Annotated in this window: 13 protein-coding genes and 1 pseudogene; 8 read left to right on the top strand and 6 right to left on the bottom strand. The window is 68.4% G+C overall.

The features are described from left to right. The first annotated feature begins 16 nt into the window (after positions 1-16). Together pyk and BST38_RS10840 are read left to right on the top strand one after the other, a co-directional pair. On the top strand, positions 17-1,435 hold the full coding sequence (gene pyk, locus BST38_RS10845) for a pyruvate kinase (RefSeq protein WP_083143299.1): 1,419 nt from the start codon (positions 17-19) through the stop codon (positions 1,433-1,435). Between the two features lie 17 nt (positions 1,436-1,452). Next, on the top strand, positions 1,453-2,313 hold the full coding sequence (locus BST38_RS10840) for an acyl-CoA thioesterase II (RefSeq protein ID WP_083143298.1): 861 nt from the start codon (positions 1,453-1,455) through the stop codon (positions 2,311-2,313). 5 nt (positions 2,314-2,318) lie between these two features. Here BST38_RS10840 and BST38_RS10835 read toward each other — a convergent pair whose 3' ends face one another. The 6 genes from BST38_RS10835 to BST38_RS10810 form a co-directional block, all read right to left on the bottom strand. Then, positions 2,319-2,801 (bottom strand): DUF4190 domain-containing protein, encoded by a 483-nt coding sequence (locus tag BST38_RS10835; protein ID WP_083143297.1) that lies wholly within the window; start codon positions 2,799-2,801, stop codon positions 2,319-2,321. Continuing rightward, positions 2,798-4,276 carry an ATP-binding cassette domain-containing protein gene (locus BST38_RS10830; RefSeq protein ID WP_083143391.1) on the bottom strand — a complete coding sequence of 493 codons (1,479 nt, stop codon included), beginning with the start codon at positions 4,274-4,276 and terminating at the stop codon, positions 2,798-2,800. The genes BST38_RS10835 and BST38_RS10830 overlap by 4 nt, the downstream gene beginning before the upstream one ends. After that, positions 4,263-5,825 (bottom strand): thiol reductant ABC exporter subunit CydD, encoded by a 1,563-nt coding sequence (gene cydD, locus BST38_RS10825; RefSeq protein ID WP_083143296.1) that lies wholly within the window; start codon positions 5,823-5,825, stop codon positions 4,263-4,265. Before cydD ends, BST38_RS10830 begins: the two co-directional genes overlap by 14 nt. A 53-nt stretch (positions 5,826-5,878) precedes the next feature. Next, positions 5,879-6,919 carry a cytochrome d ubiquinol oxidase subunit II gene (gene cydB / locus BST38_RS10820; RefSeq protein ID WP_083143295.1) on the bottom strand — a complete coding sequence of 347 codons (1,041 nt, stop codon included), beginning with the start codon at positions 6,917-6,919 and terminating at the stop codon, positions 5,879-5,881. Between the two features lie 9 nt (positions 6,920-6,928). Continuing rightward, complete coding sequence (locus BST38_RS10815) at positions 6,929-8,398, bottom strand: cytochrome ubiquinol oxidase subunit I (RefSeq protein WP_083143294.1); 1,470 nt, start codon at positions 8,396-8,398, stop codon at positions 6,929-6,931. Positions 8,399-8,487: 89 nt separating this feature from the next. Next, the gene (locus BST38_RS10810; protein WP_083143293.1) at positions 8,488-9,081 is read right to left on the bottom strand and encodes an HdeD family acid-resistance protein; all 594 of its coding nucleotides are present in this window, start codon (positions 9,079-9,081) and stop codon (positions 8,488-8,490) included. 193 nt (positions 9,082-9,274) lie between these two features. On the opposite strand from BST38_RS10810, the gene BST38_RS10805 reads away from it, so the two are divergent. From BST38_RS10805 to BST38_RS10780, 6 genes and pseudogenes are all read left to right on the top strand, one after another. After that, positions 9,275-10,195 (top strand): ABC transporter substrate-binding protein, encoded by a 921-nt coding sequence (locus tag BST38_RS10805; protein ID WP_083143292.1) that lies wholly within the window; start codon positions 9,275-9,277, stop codon positions 10,193-10,195. A gap of 5 nt (positions 10,196-10,200) precedes the next feature. Next, on the top strand, positions 10,201-11,127 hold the full coding sequence (locus BST38_RS10800; RefSeq protein ID WP_083143291.1) for an amino acid ABC transporter permease: 927 nt from the start codon (positions 10,201-10,203) through the stop codon (positions 11,125-11,127). Between the two features lie 41 nt (positions 11,128-11,168). Next, positions 11,169-11,921 (top strand): amino acid ABC transporter ATP-binding protein, encoded by a 753-nt coding sequence (locus BST38_RS10795; RefSeq protein WP_110781718.1) that lies wholly within the window; start codon positions 11,169-11,171, stop codon positions 11,919-11,921. Positions 11,922-11,926: 5 nt separating this feature from the next. Then, positions 11,927-13,054: pseudogene (macS, locus tag BST38_RS10790) on the top strand (MacS family sensor histidine kinase); the annotation flags it as partial. Beyond that, a complete protein-coding gene (locus tag BST38_RS10785; protein ID WP_083143289.1) occupies positions 13,051-13,704 on the top strand; it encodes a response regulator in 654 nt (217 codons plus the stop codon). The pseudogene macS and the gene BST38_RS10785, both read left to right, overlap by 4 nt. A gap of 45 nt (positions 13,705-13,749) precedes the next feature. Beyond that, positions 13,750-15,564: a DUF2339 domain-containing protein gene (locus BST38_RS10780; protein WP_083143389.1), complete on the top strand. Its 1,815-nt coding sequence runs from the start codon at positions 13,750-13,752 to the stop codon at positions 15,562-15,564. Positions 15,565-15,593: the final 29 nt, after the last annotated feature.

Here is a 15,593-nt window from a genome sequence, read left to right as displayed (position 1 = left end):
ACTATGCTCGTGAGCCGTGACTCGACGCGGAAAGATCGTCTGTACGCTCGGCCCGGCCACCGCCTCTGAGGGGGCGGTCAAGCAGCTGGTCGAGTCCGGAATGGATGTCGCGAGGCTCAACTTCAGCCACGGCGACTACCCCGACCACGAGGCCAACTACAGACGCGTTCGCGCCGCATCGGATGCGACCGGACGCGCCGTCGGCATCCTCGCCGACCTGCAGGGCCCGAAGATCCGGCTGGGCCGGTTCGCCGACGGGCCGACGGTGTGGAAGAACGGCGAGACGATCCGGATCACCGTCGACGACTTCGAGGGCACCCACGACCGGGTGTCGACCACCTACAAGCGGCTCGCTCAGGACGCCAGTCCCGGTGACCGGGTGCTCGTCGACGACGGCAATGTGGGTCTGGTGGTCGAACACATCGACGGCAACGACGTGGTCTGCACGGTCACCGAGGGTGGCAAGGTCAGCAACAACAAGGGCATGTCCCTGCCCGGGATGAACGTGTCGGCTCCGCCACTGTCGGAGAAAGACATCGACGACCTGGAGTTCGCGCTGCGCCTGGGTGTCGACCTCGTCGCGTTGTCGTTCGTGCGCTCGCCCGCCGACGTCGAGCTGGTGCACGAGGTGATGGACCGGGTCGGGCGCCGCGTCCCGGTGATCGCGAAGCTGGAGAAGCCGGAGGCGATCGACAACCTCGAGGCCATCGTGCTGGCGTTCGACGCGATCATGGTCGCGCGTGGTGACCTCGGCGTCGAGCTGCCTCTCGAGGAGGTGCCGCTGGTGCAGAAGCGGGCCATCCAGATGGCCAGGGAGAACGCCAAACCGGTCATCGTCGCGACCCAGATGCTGGAGTCGATGATCGAGAACTCCCGCCCGACGCGCGCGGAGGCCTCTGACGTCGCCAACGCGGTGCTCGACGGCGCGGACGCGGTGATGCTGTCCGGGGAGACCTCGGTCGGCAAGTTCCCGTTCGAGACGGTTCGCACGATGGCGCGGATCGTCAGCGCGGTCGAGGACAACTCGGTGGCCGTCCCGGCGCTGACCCACACGCCGCGCACCAAGCGCGGCGTCATCTCCTACGCGGCCCGCGACATCGGTGAGCGGCTCGACGCGAAGGCGCTGGTCGCGTTCACCCAGTCCGGGGACACCGTGCGCCGGCTGGCCCGTCTGCACACCCCGCTGCCGGTGCTGGCGTTCACGTCGCTGCCCGAGATCCGTAGTCAGCTGGCGCTGACCTGGGGCACCGAGACGTTCATCGTCCCGCACATCGAGACCACCGACGGCATGATCCGCCAGGTCGACCAGTCGATGCTGGCGCTCGGCCGGTACAAGCGCGGCGACCTGGTGGTCATCGTCGCGGGCGCCCCTCCGGGCACAGTAGGCTCCACGAATCTGATCCACGTCCACCGCATCGGGGAGGACGACGTCTAACTGAGGGAGATCATCGAGTGTCGCGTCATGCGGACTTCCAAGAGCTGCTCGCGATCCTCGACCTCGACCTCGTCGACGAGAACACCTTCGTCGGCAGGCACCCGAGCAAGAACCCGGTGCGCACGTTCGGCGGGCAGATGATGGCTCAGGCCTTCGTCGCGGCCAGCCGGAGCCTGAAGTACCCGACCCCGCCGAGCGCGTTGTCGGTGCACTTCATCGCCGGGGGAGACCCGGAGCAGGACCTGGAGTTCCACGTCGTGCGGCTGCGCGACGAGCGCCGGTTCGCCAACCGCCGCGTCGACGTGATGCAGAACGGGCAGCTGCTGACCACAGCTCTGGTGTCCTACCTGGCCGGCGGCAAGGGGCTGGAGCACGGGATCGAACCGCCCCAGATCGACGATCCGGAGGCGGTGCTGCCGATCGACGAGCTGCTGCGCGGGTACGAGGAGGTGGTCCCGCATTTCGTCAGCGCGCTGCGGCCCATCGAATGGCGCTACACCAACGACCCGGCGTGGGTCATGCGTGACAAGGGCGGCAGGCTCGGGCACAACCGGGTGTGGATGACCGCGCAGGGCGCGATGCCCGACGACCCGGTGCTGCACGCCGCCGCGCTGGTGTACTCGTCGGACACCACCGTGCTGGACTCGATCATCACCACCCACGGTCTGTCGTGGGGGTACGACCGGATCTTCGCGGTCACCACCAATCACACCGTGTGGTTCCACCGGCCGATCCGCTTCGACGACTGGGTGCTGTACTCGACGACCTCACCCGTCGCCGCCGACTCCCGCGGTCTGGGCTCCGGGCACTTCTTCGACCGCTCGGGTCAGCCGCTGGCCACGGTGGTACAGGAAGGCATCGTCAAGCACTTCCCGTGACCGGTCTAGGGCCGCGGGGTGACGGTGACGGAGAATTCGTCCTCGACGCGCTGGGTGAACTCGTCGGCGCACTGCTCGACGGCGGTCTGGTCGGAGCCGGCCCGGTTGAGGCAGTCGATGTAGTCGGTGCCGCCGACGTCCTTGAACACCGACCAGCCGACCACCGCCATGATCACGATCGCGACGATCGACACGACGATGCTGACCGCGCCGAGCACGATGCCGGCTATCGCGATTCCGCCGTTGTTCGCCTCGCCGCGCTGCACCCGGCCGCGGCCGAGGAAGCCCAGGATCACCGCGACGACGCCGAGCACCACCCCGCCGAACACCGTGAACAGCGAGATGATCGCGACGACCAGCGACGCGGTACCCAGCCCGTTCTTCGGGGGCGCGGGGTACGGCGGTGGATAGCCGCCGTAGCCGCCGTAGGGCTGCGGCGAGTAGCCGCCGGGATAGGTGCCGGGCGGGGGAGGCGGCGGTTCGCTCATGTCGGGGAGATTACCTTCACCGGCAGGTGTTCCGTCAGGTGATGAGTGGCCACGACGACGGTGCGTTCCGGCCCGAACAACTCGCCCGGGGTCAGGATCGCGGCCATGATCGCATCGGCGTCGGAGGCGTCGAGGTGCTCGGTCGGCTCGTCGAGCAGGACGGTCGGCGCCGTCGAGATCAGCGCGCGGGCCAGCAATAGCCGGCGGCGCTGCCCCGCCGACACCGCCGACGCCCCGCCGACCAGGACCGTCGACAGGCCGTCGGGCAATTCGGCGACCCAACGGCCGAGCCCGCACCGGCGCAGTGCGTCCAGCAGTTCGTCGTCGCGGGCGTCGCCTCGGGCGACCAGCAGGTTGTCGCGCACCGTGGTCGAGAACAGGTGCGCGTCCTCGGCGAAGAACACCCCGGGGGTCTGCATCAGCAAGGTGGTCTTGCCGGACCCGCTCGGCCCGACCACCGCGACGCGGTCTCCCGGCTCCAATTCAGGTGGTGTGACGACCGGACGGCGGTCGTCCTCGGCGGCGGGTTCGGTCAGCGCGAGCAGGCGCCGGGCCGCGATCCGTGCGCGGGTCAGCGCGACGGCGGCGCCCGGCAGAGCGGCGGTGGCCTCGAACGAGGCCAGCGGCACCAGCATCAGGATCGCGACGGTCGTCGGCGCGGCGCTGGAGGCCAGCGTGATTCCGGCGAGCACGGCGCCCAGCACGCTGACCCCGGTCGCCGCCGTCGGCGCGGCCGCCGCCACCGCCGCGGGTGCCGACGCCCGGTCGACGGCGCGCCCCCATCGGCGTTGTTCGTCGGCCGCGGTGGCCAGCACACCGGCGAGCCTACCGCTGACCCGCAGTTCCGGGGCGTGCTCCAAAGCCAGCAGGGCCGCGGTGTCACGCCCGGAATGGTGTTCGGCGGCAACGGTTTCAGAAGCCTTCGTGGCGCGGGCAGCCGCGACCGGGGCGAGGATGCCTGCGACCGCCATGCTCACCGCGAGCACCGCCGCGGCGGGCGGCGAGATCACGGCGACCGTGGTGATCGCCACGACGGCCAGCAGCGCCGCGACGCAGATCGGCACGAGCGCACGGACGATGACCTCGGCGAGATCGTCGACACCGTGCCCGATTCGCGCCACCAGGTCACCACTGCTGCGCCGCATCACCGCGTCCGTCGGCGCGCTCGCCAGCCGGCGGAAAATGCCCACCCGGGCGTTGCTCGCGGCGCGCAGTGCGGCGTCGTGGGAGGCCAGTCGCTCGCAGTAGCCCAGCAGCCCGCGCGAGATCCCGAGCGCCCGCACCGTGACGGCCGCGACGGTCAGATGCAGCACCGGTGGCATCTGCCAGGCCCGGGTGATCAGCCACGCGGACACCGCCGTGAGGGCGAACGCGCTGCCCAGCGACGCGGCACCGAAGAGCACCGCGGCGGCCAGGCGCGGGATGCGGGGCCGCAGCAGCGGCCACACCTGCAGGAGTGGGTCAGGACGGGACACGGGCACCGCCCATATCGACGACCGCGTCGCCGATCGCCAGTACCGGATCGCGGTGTCCCACCACGATCACCGTCGCACCCGCCGCGGCCCGCCGCGTGATCGCCTCGAGCACCCGTGCCTCGGTCGGTCCGTCGAGATGCGCGGTCGGCTCGTCGAACAGCAGTAGCGGCGCGCCGGACCCGAGAACCCGGGCCAGCCCGAGACGCTGCCGCTGCCCCAGCGACAGCCCGACCCCGCCGCGGCCGATCGGCGTCTGCAGGCCGTCCGGCAGCGTGGCCAGGACCTCGTCGAAACACGCTGACCGGCAGGCTTCCTCGAGGTCGTCCAGTGGTCCGAACAACTCGAGGTTCTCGCCCACCGTGCCCGGGATCAGCACCGGCCGCTGCGCCAGCCAGCCCACCCGCGCCCACCAGCGCTGCCGGTCGAGTTCGGTAACGTCGAGGTCGTTGACGGTGATCCGTCCGCTCGGCGAGGGGCCGAGGCCGAGGATCGCCTGCAGCAGAGTCGATTTGCCGATCCCGTTGGGCCCGGTGATGACCGTGACCCGCCCGGGCAGCGCGGTCATGTCCAGGTCGTGCACGGTGACGGTGACGGTGTCCCCCGTGAGCGCCGCCGAGCCGTCCGGCGTCGGGGCGGCGCTGTCGATGAATCGGAACGCGGCCTGCACCGCGGTCTTGCCGTCCTGCGCCGAGTGGAACGTCGCCCCGACCCGGCGCAGCGGCCAGAACGCCTCAGGGGCCAGCAGCAGCGCGGTGAGCCCGGCGGTCAACGTCATATCCCCGAAGACCAGGCGCATTCCGACGCCGACGGCGACCAGCGCGACCCCGAGGGTGGCGAGCAGCTCGAGCACGAACGCCGACAGGAACGCGATCCGCATCGTGGCCATCGCCGAACGGCGATGCGCGGCACCCAGTTCGGCGATGCGGTCGGCGGCGCCCGCGGTGCGCCCGAACGCGCGCAGCGTCGGCAGCCCGGCGACCAGATCCATCAAGCGCGACTGCAGGGTGGTCATCGCTGCCAGCGCCGCCTCGGAGCGGTCGGTGGTGGCCAGCCCGATCAGGATCATGAAGATCGGGATCAGGGGAAGCGCGATCGCCACGATCACCGCGGACCGCCAGTCGTACCAGGCGATCACCGCGACGGTGGCGGGCGTCAGGATCACCGCGAGGAACAGCGACGGCAGATACGCGGTGAAATAGACCCGCAGACCGTCGAGGCCGTGCGTGACGACCACGGCGGCGTCGTCGCGACGGGCGGCCAGCTCGCGCGGTGGCAGCGAGGTGGCGGCGTCGAGCACCTGATCGGAGAGATCGGCGATGACCGCGCTGGCTCCGTGCTGGGCGAGCCGTCCCTGTTGCCACTGCGCGAGCACGCGGACGGTCCACAACGCGACCAGGGCCGTCAGAGCAGGGGCGAGGATGCCTGGACTGCGCGACGCGGGGTCGGTGATGACCCGGGCCACGATCGACGCGAGGACCACTGCCGACCCGATGGTGCACGCCGCGATCAGCACGCCGAATACCGTTGTGGCGGCCAGGAACCGGCGCATCGCCGCAGAGGCCCGCCACAGGCGCGGGTCGATCGGGGCGCGGCTGGGATCGGTCAGGACGCTCGCCTCGCCAGTCCGATCGACTCCGGGATCGCTTCCGCGGTAACGCGTTTGCGGAACACCCAGTACGACCAGGCCTGGTAGCAGAGCACCAACGGCAGCAGCGCCAGCGACGCCCACGTCATGATGCGCAACGTGTAGGGCGTCGACGAGCCGTTGTAGATCGTCACGCTCCACTCCGGGTTCAGCGTCGAGGGCAGCAGCGTCGGGTACATCGAACCGAAGATCAACACCGCGACCGCGGCGATCACGACGACCATGGCGACGAACGCGATGCCTTCACGAGTCTTCTGCCACATCAGGGCCACCGAGAGCAGCAGCGCCACGACGGCGGCCGCGAGCGCCGCCCAGGTCCACGTCCGACCGTAGGCGAGCTGGGTCCACAGGCCGAAGCCGCCGGCCAGCACGATCACCGGCAGCGACAGCGTCCGCGCGACCCGGAACGCGTCGTCATGCAGCGCGCCGGAGGTCTTCAGCGCCAGATATACCGAGCCGTAGAACAGGAACAGCGACCCGGTCGCCAGCCCACCCAGCAGGGTGTACGGGCTCAGGATGTCGCCGAATGCCACGTCGGTCCTGCCGTCGGCGTCGATGGGCAACCCACGCAACAGGATTGCGAACGCGACACCCCACAGCACCGCGGGCAACCAGGAGCCCAGCGCGATACCGATGTCGGCCCAGCGGCGCCACTGCGGATCGTTGATCTTGCCGCGCCATTCGATGCCGACGATGCGCAGGATCATGCCGAACAGGATGGCCAGCAGCGGCAGGTACAGCGCCGAGAACAGGGTGGCGTACCACCCGGGGTACGCCGCGAACATCGCCGCTCCCGCGGTGATCAACCACACCTCGTTGGCGTCCCATACCGGTCCGATCGTGTTGAGGACTGCGCGCCGCCGGTTGTCCGTATCGCCTGGGCCCATGGTGCCCATCGGGGCCATCAGCATTCCGACGCCGAAGTCGAACCCCTCCAGGACGAGAAAGCCGAGGAACAGCACGGCGATCAGGAGGAACCACAATTCCTGCAGTGCCATGGCGGTCTCCTAGTACGCGAACGAGAGGGGGGCGACGTCGTCGCTGTCGGGCGGGGTCGGGGGAGCCGGCTCGGCGTCGTGCTCCTGCGGGCCTTCGACGACGTAGCGCCTCATCAGGTAGAACCAGACCACCGCGAGCGCTCCGTAGAGCAACGTGAACACGGTCAGCGACAGCCACACGGTGCCCGCGGCGTGGTTGGACACGCCTTCCTGCACCGTCATCCGCACCATCTGGTCGCCGGTGGGGTTGGGCACCACCACCCATGGTTGGCGCCCCATCTCGGTGAAAACCCAGCCCGCGGAGTTCGCCAGGAACGGTGTCGGGATCGTCAGGATGCCGAACGTGCCGAGCCACCGCTGGTCCGGTATGCGCCCGCGCCGGGTCAGCCACAAGGTCACCAACGAGAACGCGACCGGAACGAGGAGCAGGCCGATCATCGCGCGGAACGACCAGTAGGTGACGAACAGATTGGGCCGATAGTCACCCGGGCCGAACTTCTCCGCATACTGCACCTGCAGATCCTGCACACCCTGCAGCGTGACGCCGCTGAACCTGTTCTCGGCCAGGAACGGAAGCACGTACGGAACCTCGATGAGGTGGGTGACGCTGTCGCAGTTGTTGTGGGTTCCGACGGTCAGGATGGAGAAATCCGGATCGGTTTCGGTGTGGCACAACGACTCTGCCGACGCCATCTTCATCGGCTGCTGGACGAACATCAGCTTGCCCTGGATGTCGCCGGTGAAGAACAGCCCCGCGGCGGCGACCAGCGCGACGAAGCTGCCCATGATCGCGGCCGGGCGGAACATCGCCTGGGAGTCCAGCGGTGCCGGGTCGGCCGGGTTGCGCCGGCGGTCGCGCACCATGAGCCACGCCGAGATGCCCGCGACGAATGCGCCTGCGGTGAGCAGGGAGCCTGCGACGGCGTGCAGGAAGGCCCATATCGCGGTGTTGTTGGTCAGCAGCGCACCGAAATCGACGAGTTCGGCGCGGCCGGACTCCGGATTGAACTTCGCTCCGACGGGGTGCTGCATGAACGAGTTGGCGGCGATGATGAAGTACGCCGAGGCGTTGACGCCGAACGCGACGATCCAGATGCATGCCAGGTGGACCGCGCGGGGAAGGCGGCTCCAGCCGAAGATCCACAAGCCGATGAAGGTGGATTCGAAGAAGAACGCGACCAATCCCTCGAAAGCCAGCGGGGCGCCGAAGATGTCGCCGACGAACTTGGAGTACTCACTCCAGTTCATGCCGAACTGGAACTCCTGCACGATGCCGGTGGCGACGCCGATCGCGAAGTTGATCAGGAAGAGCTTGCCGAAGAACTTGGTGAGCCGGTACCAGGCGGTGTTTCCGGTGACATGCCAGATCGTCTGCATGACGGCGAGCAGCGGGGCCAGCCCGATGGTCAACGGGACGAAGATGAAGTGGTAGACGGTGGTGATACCGAACTGCCACCGAGAAACATCCAGAGCGTCCATGCGCACTCCCAGCTCTAAAGAAGCAATCTACTCCTTCTACGACACAATGTAGTAGTCATGGGGGTGGTGGGGGCAAGGGACTTTTGCCCTTAATCGACTCGACTCGGTGTGAGGTTCGACTCGATGGTTCTCAGGTCTTTGCTGGCCGAACGAATTCCGAAGGCCGAGATCACCTCGAAGACGCCGAGCACCACCAACCAGATGCCGACGACCACGGTCAGGGTCTCGATGGATTCGAACGGCGCGGCCAACAGGATCACGCCGGCGATCAGGCTGATGACACCAATGAAGATCTCCCAGCCCCGGCCGGGCAGATCCGGATCGCTGATCGCCGATACCGTGGTGGCCACACCGCGGAAGATGAACCCGATGCCGATCCAAATGGCTAGCAGAAGAACGGCATTACCGAAATTGCGGAAGCACATCACGGCCAGGATCAGCGCTGCCGCACCGCTGATGAACAGCAGTACGCGGCCGCTCGCCGACACCTTCAGGGCAAATGCGAAGACCACCTGGGAAACGCCGGTGACCAGCAAATAGGCCGCGAAGAAGATGGCGGCAACGAACACGCTGATGGCGGGCCAGAACCACACCATCGCTCCGAGGATTATCGTGAGCACCCCAGTCAGCAGCGCCGTCTTCCAGAGATTCTGCAACATGCTTGGGGGAGCAGCGGTTTCCATCAGGAAAGTGTGTCACACGCGCGACACGCCGGTTCCGATTTCGCGGTACCGCTGTGATGTCCTAACCGTGTCGTTAATGTTCCGTTACTGGCGCTGCGCGCCGGGTCATCGGTCGTTAACGTTCCTGCCTGGTCGCCCCGGTAGGCAGACTCAGACGGACGCGACGACCCGAGAAGAAAGTGGAGGCAAACCAGTGTTGGGTGGAATCCAAGACCGCCGGACCAAGCTCTGGCGCATCGCAGCGGTATTCGCCGCGACGGGCGCCATGGCGCTGTCCGGTTGTTCGAGCAGCTCGGAAGCCCCGAGCGAGGAGGGATCCCCGACCGCCGCCGCGCCCGCGGAGAAGGTCGACGAAATCGCGAACACCGTGCCCGAGGCCATCAAGTCGACCGGCACCCTGGTCATCGGGGTGAACATCCCCTATGCGCCGAACGAGTTCAAGGACGAGAGCGGCGAGATCGTCGGCTTCGACGTCGACCTGATGAACGCGGTCGCGGGCACCCTGGGTCTGACCCCCGACTACCGCGAGGCCGATTTCGCGAAGATCATCCCGTCGATCCAGGGCGGCACGTTCAACGTCGGGATGTCCTCGTTCACCGACAGCAAGGAGCGTGAGGAGCAGGTCGACTTCGTCACCTACTTCTCGGCCGGCACGCTGTGGGCCAAGCCCGCGGGCGCGGACATCGATCCGGAGAACGCGTGCGGCAAGAAGGTCGCGGTGCAGGCGACGACGGTCCAGGAGACCGACGAACTCCCGGCGCGCAGCAAGAAGTGCACCGACGAGGGCAAGCCGGCCATCGAGATCGTGGCGTTCGACAGCCAGGATGCCGCGACCAACGCGGTCGTGCTCGGCCAGGCCGACGCGATGTCGGCGGATTCGCCGGTCACCCTGTACGCGATCAAGCAGACCAACGGCAAGCTCGAGGAGGCCGGTGAGACGTTCGACTCGGCGCCCTATGGCTGGCCGGTCGCCAAGGGTTCCCCGCTGGCCCAGTCGCTGCTGCAGGCGCTGCAGCATCTGATCGACACCGGCAAGTACAAGGAGATCGCCGCCAACTGGGGTCTCGAAGACGGGATGATCGACAAGCCGGTGATCAACGGCGCGATCTCCTGACCGACATGACCGACGCCGGCACGCCACCTCCGTCCGGGGCGCCCCAGGCCATCGATGCCGTCCCGTTGCGGCATCCCTGGCGGTGGGTGGCGGCCGGCGTCATCATCGTCCTCGTCGGACTGTTCCTGTGGGGTGCGGCGACCAACCCGGCCTACGGCTGGTCGACGTTCGGGGAGTACTTCTTCCACGAGCGCATCCTGTTGGGTGTCTTCAACACGTTGCAGCTGACCGTCTACTCGATGGTCATCGGCATCCTGCTCGGCGTCGTGCTGACGGTGATGCGGTTGTCGGACAACCCGGTGCTCAGTTCGGTGGCGTGGGTGTTCCTGTGGATCTTCCGCGGCACCCCGATCTACGTGCAGTTGGCGTTCTGGGGCCTGTTCCCGACGATCTACCAGAACATCCAGCTCGGCGTGCCGTTCGGGCCGTCGTTCTTCGCCATCGAACTGCAGGACCTGTCCATACCGTTCGTGCTCGCGGTGATCGGCCTCGGTCTCAACGAGGCCGCGTACATGGCCGAGATCGTGCGCGCCGGCATCCTGTCGGTCCCCGAAGGGCAGCTGGAAGCCTCCACGGCGCTGGGGATGTCCTGGGGTAAGGCCATGCGGCGGACCGTGCTGCCGCAGGCGATGCGGGTGATCATCCCGCCGACGGGCAACGAGCTGATCAGCTTGTTGAAGACGACATCGCTGGTCACCGCCGTGCCGTACGCGTTCGATGTGTACAGCATCGCCACTCGTGAGATAGCGGCCCGGATCTTCGAGCCGGTGCCGCTGCTGCTGGTGGCCGCTGCCTGGTACCTGGTGATCACGAGCATCCTGATGGTCGGGCAGTACTACCTGGAGCGGTACTTCTCCCGGGGAGCCTCGCGCAAGCTGACCTCCAAGCAGCTCGAAGCGCTGGCGCTGGCACAACAGCCTCCGGCAGGCTGACAAGGATGGGTATGACAGCAGAGTCAGTCAGCGCGACGCCGATGGTCAAGGCCGAATTGGTGTGCAAGAACTTCGGCGCGCTGCAGGTGCTCAAGGGCATCACGCTGGAGGTCCAGAAGGGCCAGGTGCTGGTGATGGTCGGCCCGTCCGGCTCCGGCAAGTCGACCTTTCTGCGCTGTATCAACCACCTGGAGACCGTCAGCGCTGGCAGGCTCTATGTCGACGGTGCGCTGGTGGGCTACAACGAGCGCGGCGGCAAGCTGCACGAGATGAAGCCGCGCGAGGTGGCCAAGCAGCGCCGTGACGTCGGGATGGTGTTCCAGCACTTCAACTTGTTCCCGCACCGGACCGCGCTCGGCAATGTGATCGAGGCGCCGGTGCAGGTCGCCGGCGTCAAGAAGTCCGAGGCGGTCGAGCGCGGCAAAGAGTTGCTCGCGCAGGTCGGGCTCGCCGACAAGGCCCAGGCGTATCCCGCGCAGCTCTCCGGCGGCCAGCAGCAGCGGGTCGCGATCGCGAGGGCGCTGGCGATGCAACCCAAGCTGATGCTGTTCGACGAGCCGACCTCGGCACTTGATCCCGAACTCGTCGGCGAGGTGCTGGGTGTGATGAAAAAGCTTGCCGGACAAGGTATGACGATGGTCGTGGTGACCCACGAGATGGGGTTCGCCCGCGAGGTGGCCGACGAGTTGGTGTTCATGGACGGGGGTGTCGTCGTCGAGCGGGGCAACCCGCGCGACGTGATGGCCAACCCACAGCACGAACGGACGCAAGCGTTTCTCTCCAAGGTGATGTAGCGACCGACCCGGCGACGCCGCTGTGGCGGGCCGCCCAGGTGTTCCGGCTGCTCAGCTGCGGGTACGCACTCGGTTTCCAGCTGTCGGTCAACGACGATCTGGAGGCTCCGGGCATCGCCTGGGCGCTGTTCGCGATGTTGCTCGCGTGGAGCGCGGCGTGTGCAGTCGCCTATCTGCAGGGGTTCGGCAGACGTCCGGCATGGGTACTCGCCGAGGTCGCGGTCGTGGTGGCACTGATGCTCTCGACGGAGTTCGTCGCGTCCGACCAGTGGGCGCTGGACAACCAGTCGTGGCCGACCACGCTGTGGGCCACCAACGCGACGATCTCGGCGGCGATCCTGTCCGGTCCCGTTCCCGGCATGCTGGCCGGGCTGGTCGTGGTCGCGGCCAGCGCCGTACTGAAGGGCTACGTGAGCATCGATCTCGGCCGCAACGCCACCATCGTGATCGAGCTCGCGGTCGGTCTGGCTGTCGGCATGGCGGCGCAGACGGCGCGGCGCGCGCACGCCGAACTACAGCGGGCGACCCGGCTGGCGGCGGCGCTGGAGGAGCGGGAACGGTTGTCCCGCCAGGTTCACGACGGGGCGATCCAGGTGCTCGCGCTGGTGGCCCGGAAGGGCCGGGAGATCGGCGGGGACACCGCGCAGTTGGCCGAGCTCGCCGGCGAGCAGGAGCGCGCGCTGCGCCGGCTGGTGAGCTCCGCCGAGGCACCGCCCCGCGACGACACGGTTGCCGATCTGAGCGCGATGCTGCTCGGCCGCGCGTCCGACCGGGTGTCGGTCAGCGTGCCCGCCGAGCCGGTCCTGCTCGAATCCTCGCTCGCCCGGGAGTTCTTCGCGGCGGTGACCAACGCGCTCGACAACGTGGAGGCACACGCGGGCCCCGGCGCGCGGGCGTATGTTCTTCTCGAGGACCTGGGCGATTCGGTCACCGTGAGCGTCCGGGACGACGGGGTCGGCATCCCCGACGGGCGGCTGGAGGATGCAGTGGGCGAGGGGCGAGTCGGTGTCGCGAAATCGATTGTCGGCCGGATGAACTGGCTGGGTGGCCGCGCGGAGTTGACCACCGGCGCCGGATCCGGAACCGAATGGGAGTTGACGTTGCCGCGCACACCGGGTTTACCGCACCGATGACCGACACCGGGACGACCGTGATGGTCGTCGACGACCATCCGATCTGGCGGGAGGCGGTCGCCCGGGACCTGGCCGACGACGGCTTCGAGGTGATCGCGACTGCTGACGGTGTCGCGTCGGCGAAACGACGCGCGGCCGTGGTCCGGCCCGCTGTCGTGTTGATGGACATGCGACTCGGCGACGGCGACGGCGCGCAGGCGACGGCGGAAGTCCTTGCGGTGTCCCCGTCTTCACGGATCCTGGTGCTCTCGGCCTCCGACGAACGTGACGACGTGCTGGAGGCCGTGAAGGCAGGGGCCACCGGCTATCTGGTCAAGAGTGCGTCCAAACAGGAACTCGCCGACGCGGTGCGCGCCACGGCGCAGGGCCGGGCGGTGTTCACCCCCGGTCTGGCGGGCCTGGTGCTGGGCGAGTTCCGCCGCATCGAGCGCAACGCCACCGACGGGTCGGACTGCCCTGCGCTGACCGAGCGCGAGACCGAGATCCTGCGCTACGTCGCGAAAGGCCTGACCGCCAAGCAGATCGCGAACCGGCTGTCGCTGAGCCACCGCACCGTCGAGAACCATGTGCAGGCCACGTTCCGAAAACTGCAGGTCGGCAACCGCGTCGAACTGGCTCGCTACGCAATCGAACACGGGCTGGACGAGTAGTAGTACTCATCCCGCGGGCAGTGGTTCTGCGCCACGATGGCGGACATGACTGAACCGCACTCCGCCGTCATCTCCCGGCTGTCCGCGGACTTCGCCGCGATCTCGCGTCAGCTGACACGGGTATCCGGTGATCTGGCCGAGCTGGATCGGATCCTCACCGAGCGCCCCGTCCCCGCGCCTGCGCCTGCGCCTGTCGCCGTACCCACTCCGCCGCCCGCGCTCCCGGCGCCGCAGCCGTACTGGCCGCAGTATCCACCGCCGCCGGTGTATCAGCCGTGGCAGCCGCCCGCGCCGGTGCCGCCCAAACCGCGCCCCGAGCGGTCGGAGGGCTGGATTGGCAAGTTGCTCGCCGTCGCCGGGGTCGCCGTCACGCTGATCGGCGTCGTCCTGCTGCTCGTGCTGGCCGCGCAGGCGGGCATCCTGCGTCCGGAGTTCCGGGTGGCCGCCGGCGGCGTGCTTGCCGCGGCGCTGGTGGCGGCCGGGTGGTGGCTGAACAGCCGCCCCGGGGGCCGCGTCGGTGCGATCGCCGCGGTCGCGACCGGGATCGCCGCGGCCTATATGGACGTCATTGCCGTCACCACGATCTACGAATGGGTCGCACCGCCGGTCGGGCTGGTCGTGGCCGCGGTGATCGGCGGTGCGGGGCTGACCCTGGCGCGGCGGTGGGATTCCGAACATCTGGGGTTGTTGGTGCTGGTGCCGCTGATCGGACTCGCACCCGTTGTCACCGAGGGGATCTCGCTGCTGTTGATCGGATTCATGCTGGCGCTGGCGGCGGTGTCGCTGCCCGTACAACTCGGCAAGGACTGGATCTGGCTGCACGCGGCGCGGATCGCCGCCGCGGCACTTCCGCTGCTGGTGGCATTGCTGGCCCGGTACTTCGACGGCCGCGACGATCTGCTGCTGGCCGGCGCATGCGGCATCGCGGCGGTGATCGCGGTGGTCGCCGGGCTGATCTTGTTGCCGCGCATCACGAATCGGGTCGCGATGGCGCTGCTGACCGCCGCCGGCGTGCTCCCCGCGCTGTGTGTGGGTCTGGCGGTGGACCGGGTGGTGGCGGCTTTGATGGCTGCGGCAGTGGCTGCCGCGCTGCTGGCGGTCGTGCTGCTCGCCGACAGGTTGCCCGGTGTCGCGGGGGTCGTCCGGCACGTGCTCGCCGCGACGGCGGCGGTGGCCGTCCTGATCGCCGTGACCGCCGGCTTCGACGGCAGACTTGCCGGACCGGTGCTGCTCGCGATCGCCGTCGTGCTCGCCGTAGCCGCCCGCAACGACGTCGTAGCCCGCTGGACCTCAGCGGGATTCGTGGTCTTCGGCGCCCTTGCGCACCTGGCCTATGCGCCGCCGGACGCGTTGTTCGAGCCGATGCCGGTCAGTGCGGCCACCGGGGTGTCGACGCTGGTGTCCAGCGTCCTGCTGGCTGTCGCGGCGGTGGTGCTCGTGCGGGCGTGGGACCCGACGGAGAGCGCGCTCTGGGTCGGCGCGGCTGCTGTCATGGTGTACGCGGTGACCACCTGCACCGTGACCGCGGGCATGCTCGTCGCGGGTGGCCAGGGCGGCTTCTACGCCGGCCACATGGCCGCGACCATCCTGTGGATCGTGATGGCGGCGGCGTTGTTCGGCTACGCGGCCCGGATTCCCCGTGAGGATCGTTCGGTGCCGATCGGCGGGGGACTGGGTCTGGTGGCTGCGGCGATGGCGAAGCTCTTCCTGTTCGACCTGGGCACGCTCGACGGGATCTTCCGGGTGGTGGTGTTCATCGTGGCCGGCCTGATCCTTCTCGGCATGGGGGCCGGCTATGCGCGGCTGCTGGAGAAGCAGGATCGCCAGGTTGTGGTGAAGAGCACAGAAAATATGGGCTAAACTGGACTCAATCCAGAAAAGGAGGCGTT

Origin of the sequence: Mycolicibacterium parafortuitum (assembly GCF_002086815.1) — a bacterium.
Classification (GTDB): domain Bacteria; phylum Actinomycetota; class Actinomycetes; order Mycobacteriales; family Mycobacteriaceae; genus Mycobacterium; species Mycobacterium parafortuitum.
This window is presented reverse-complemented; position numbering and strand designations above follow the sequence as displayed.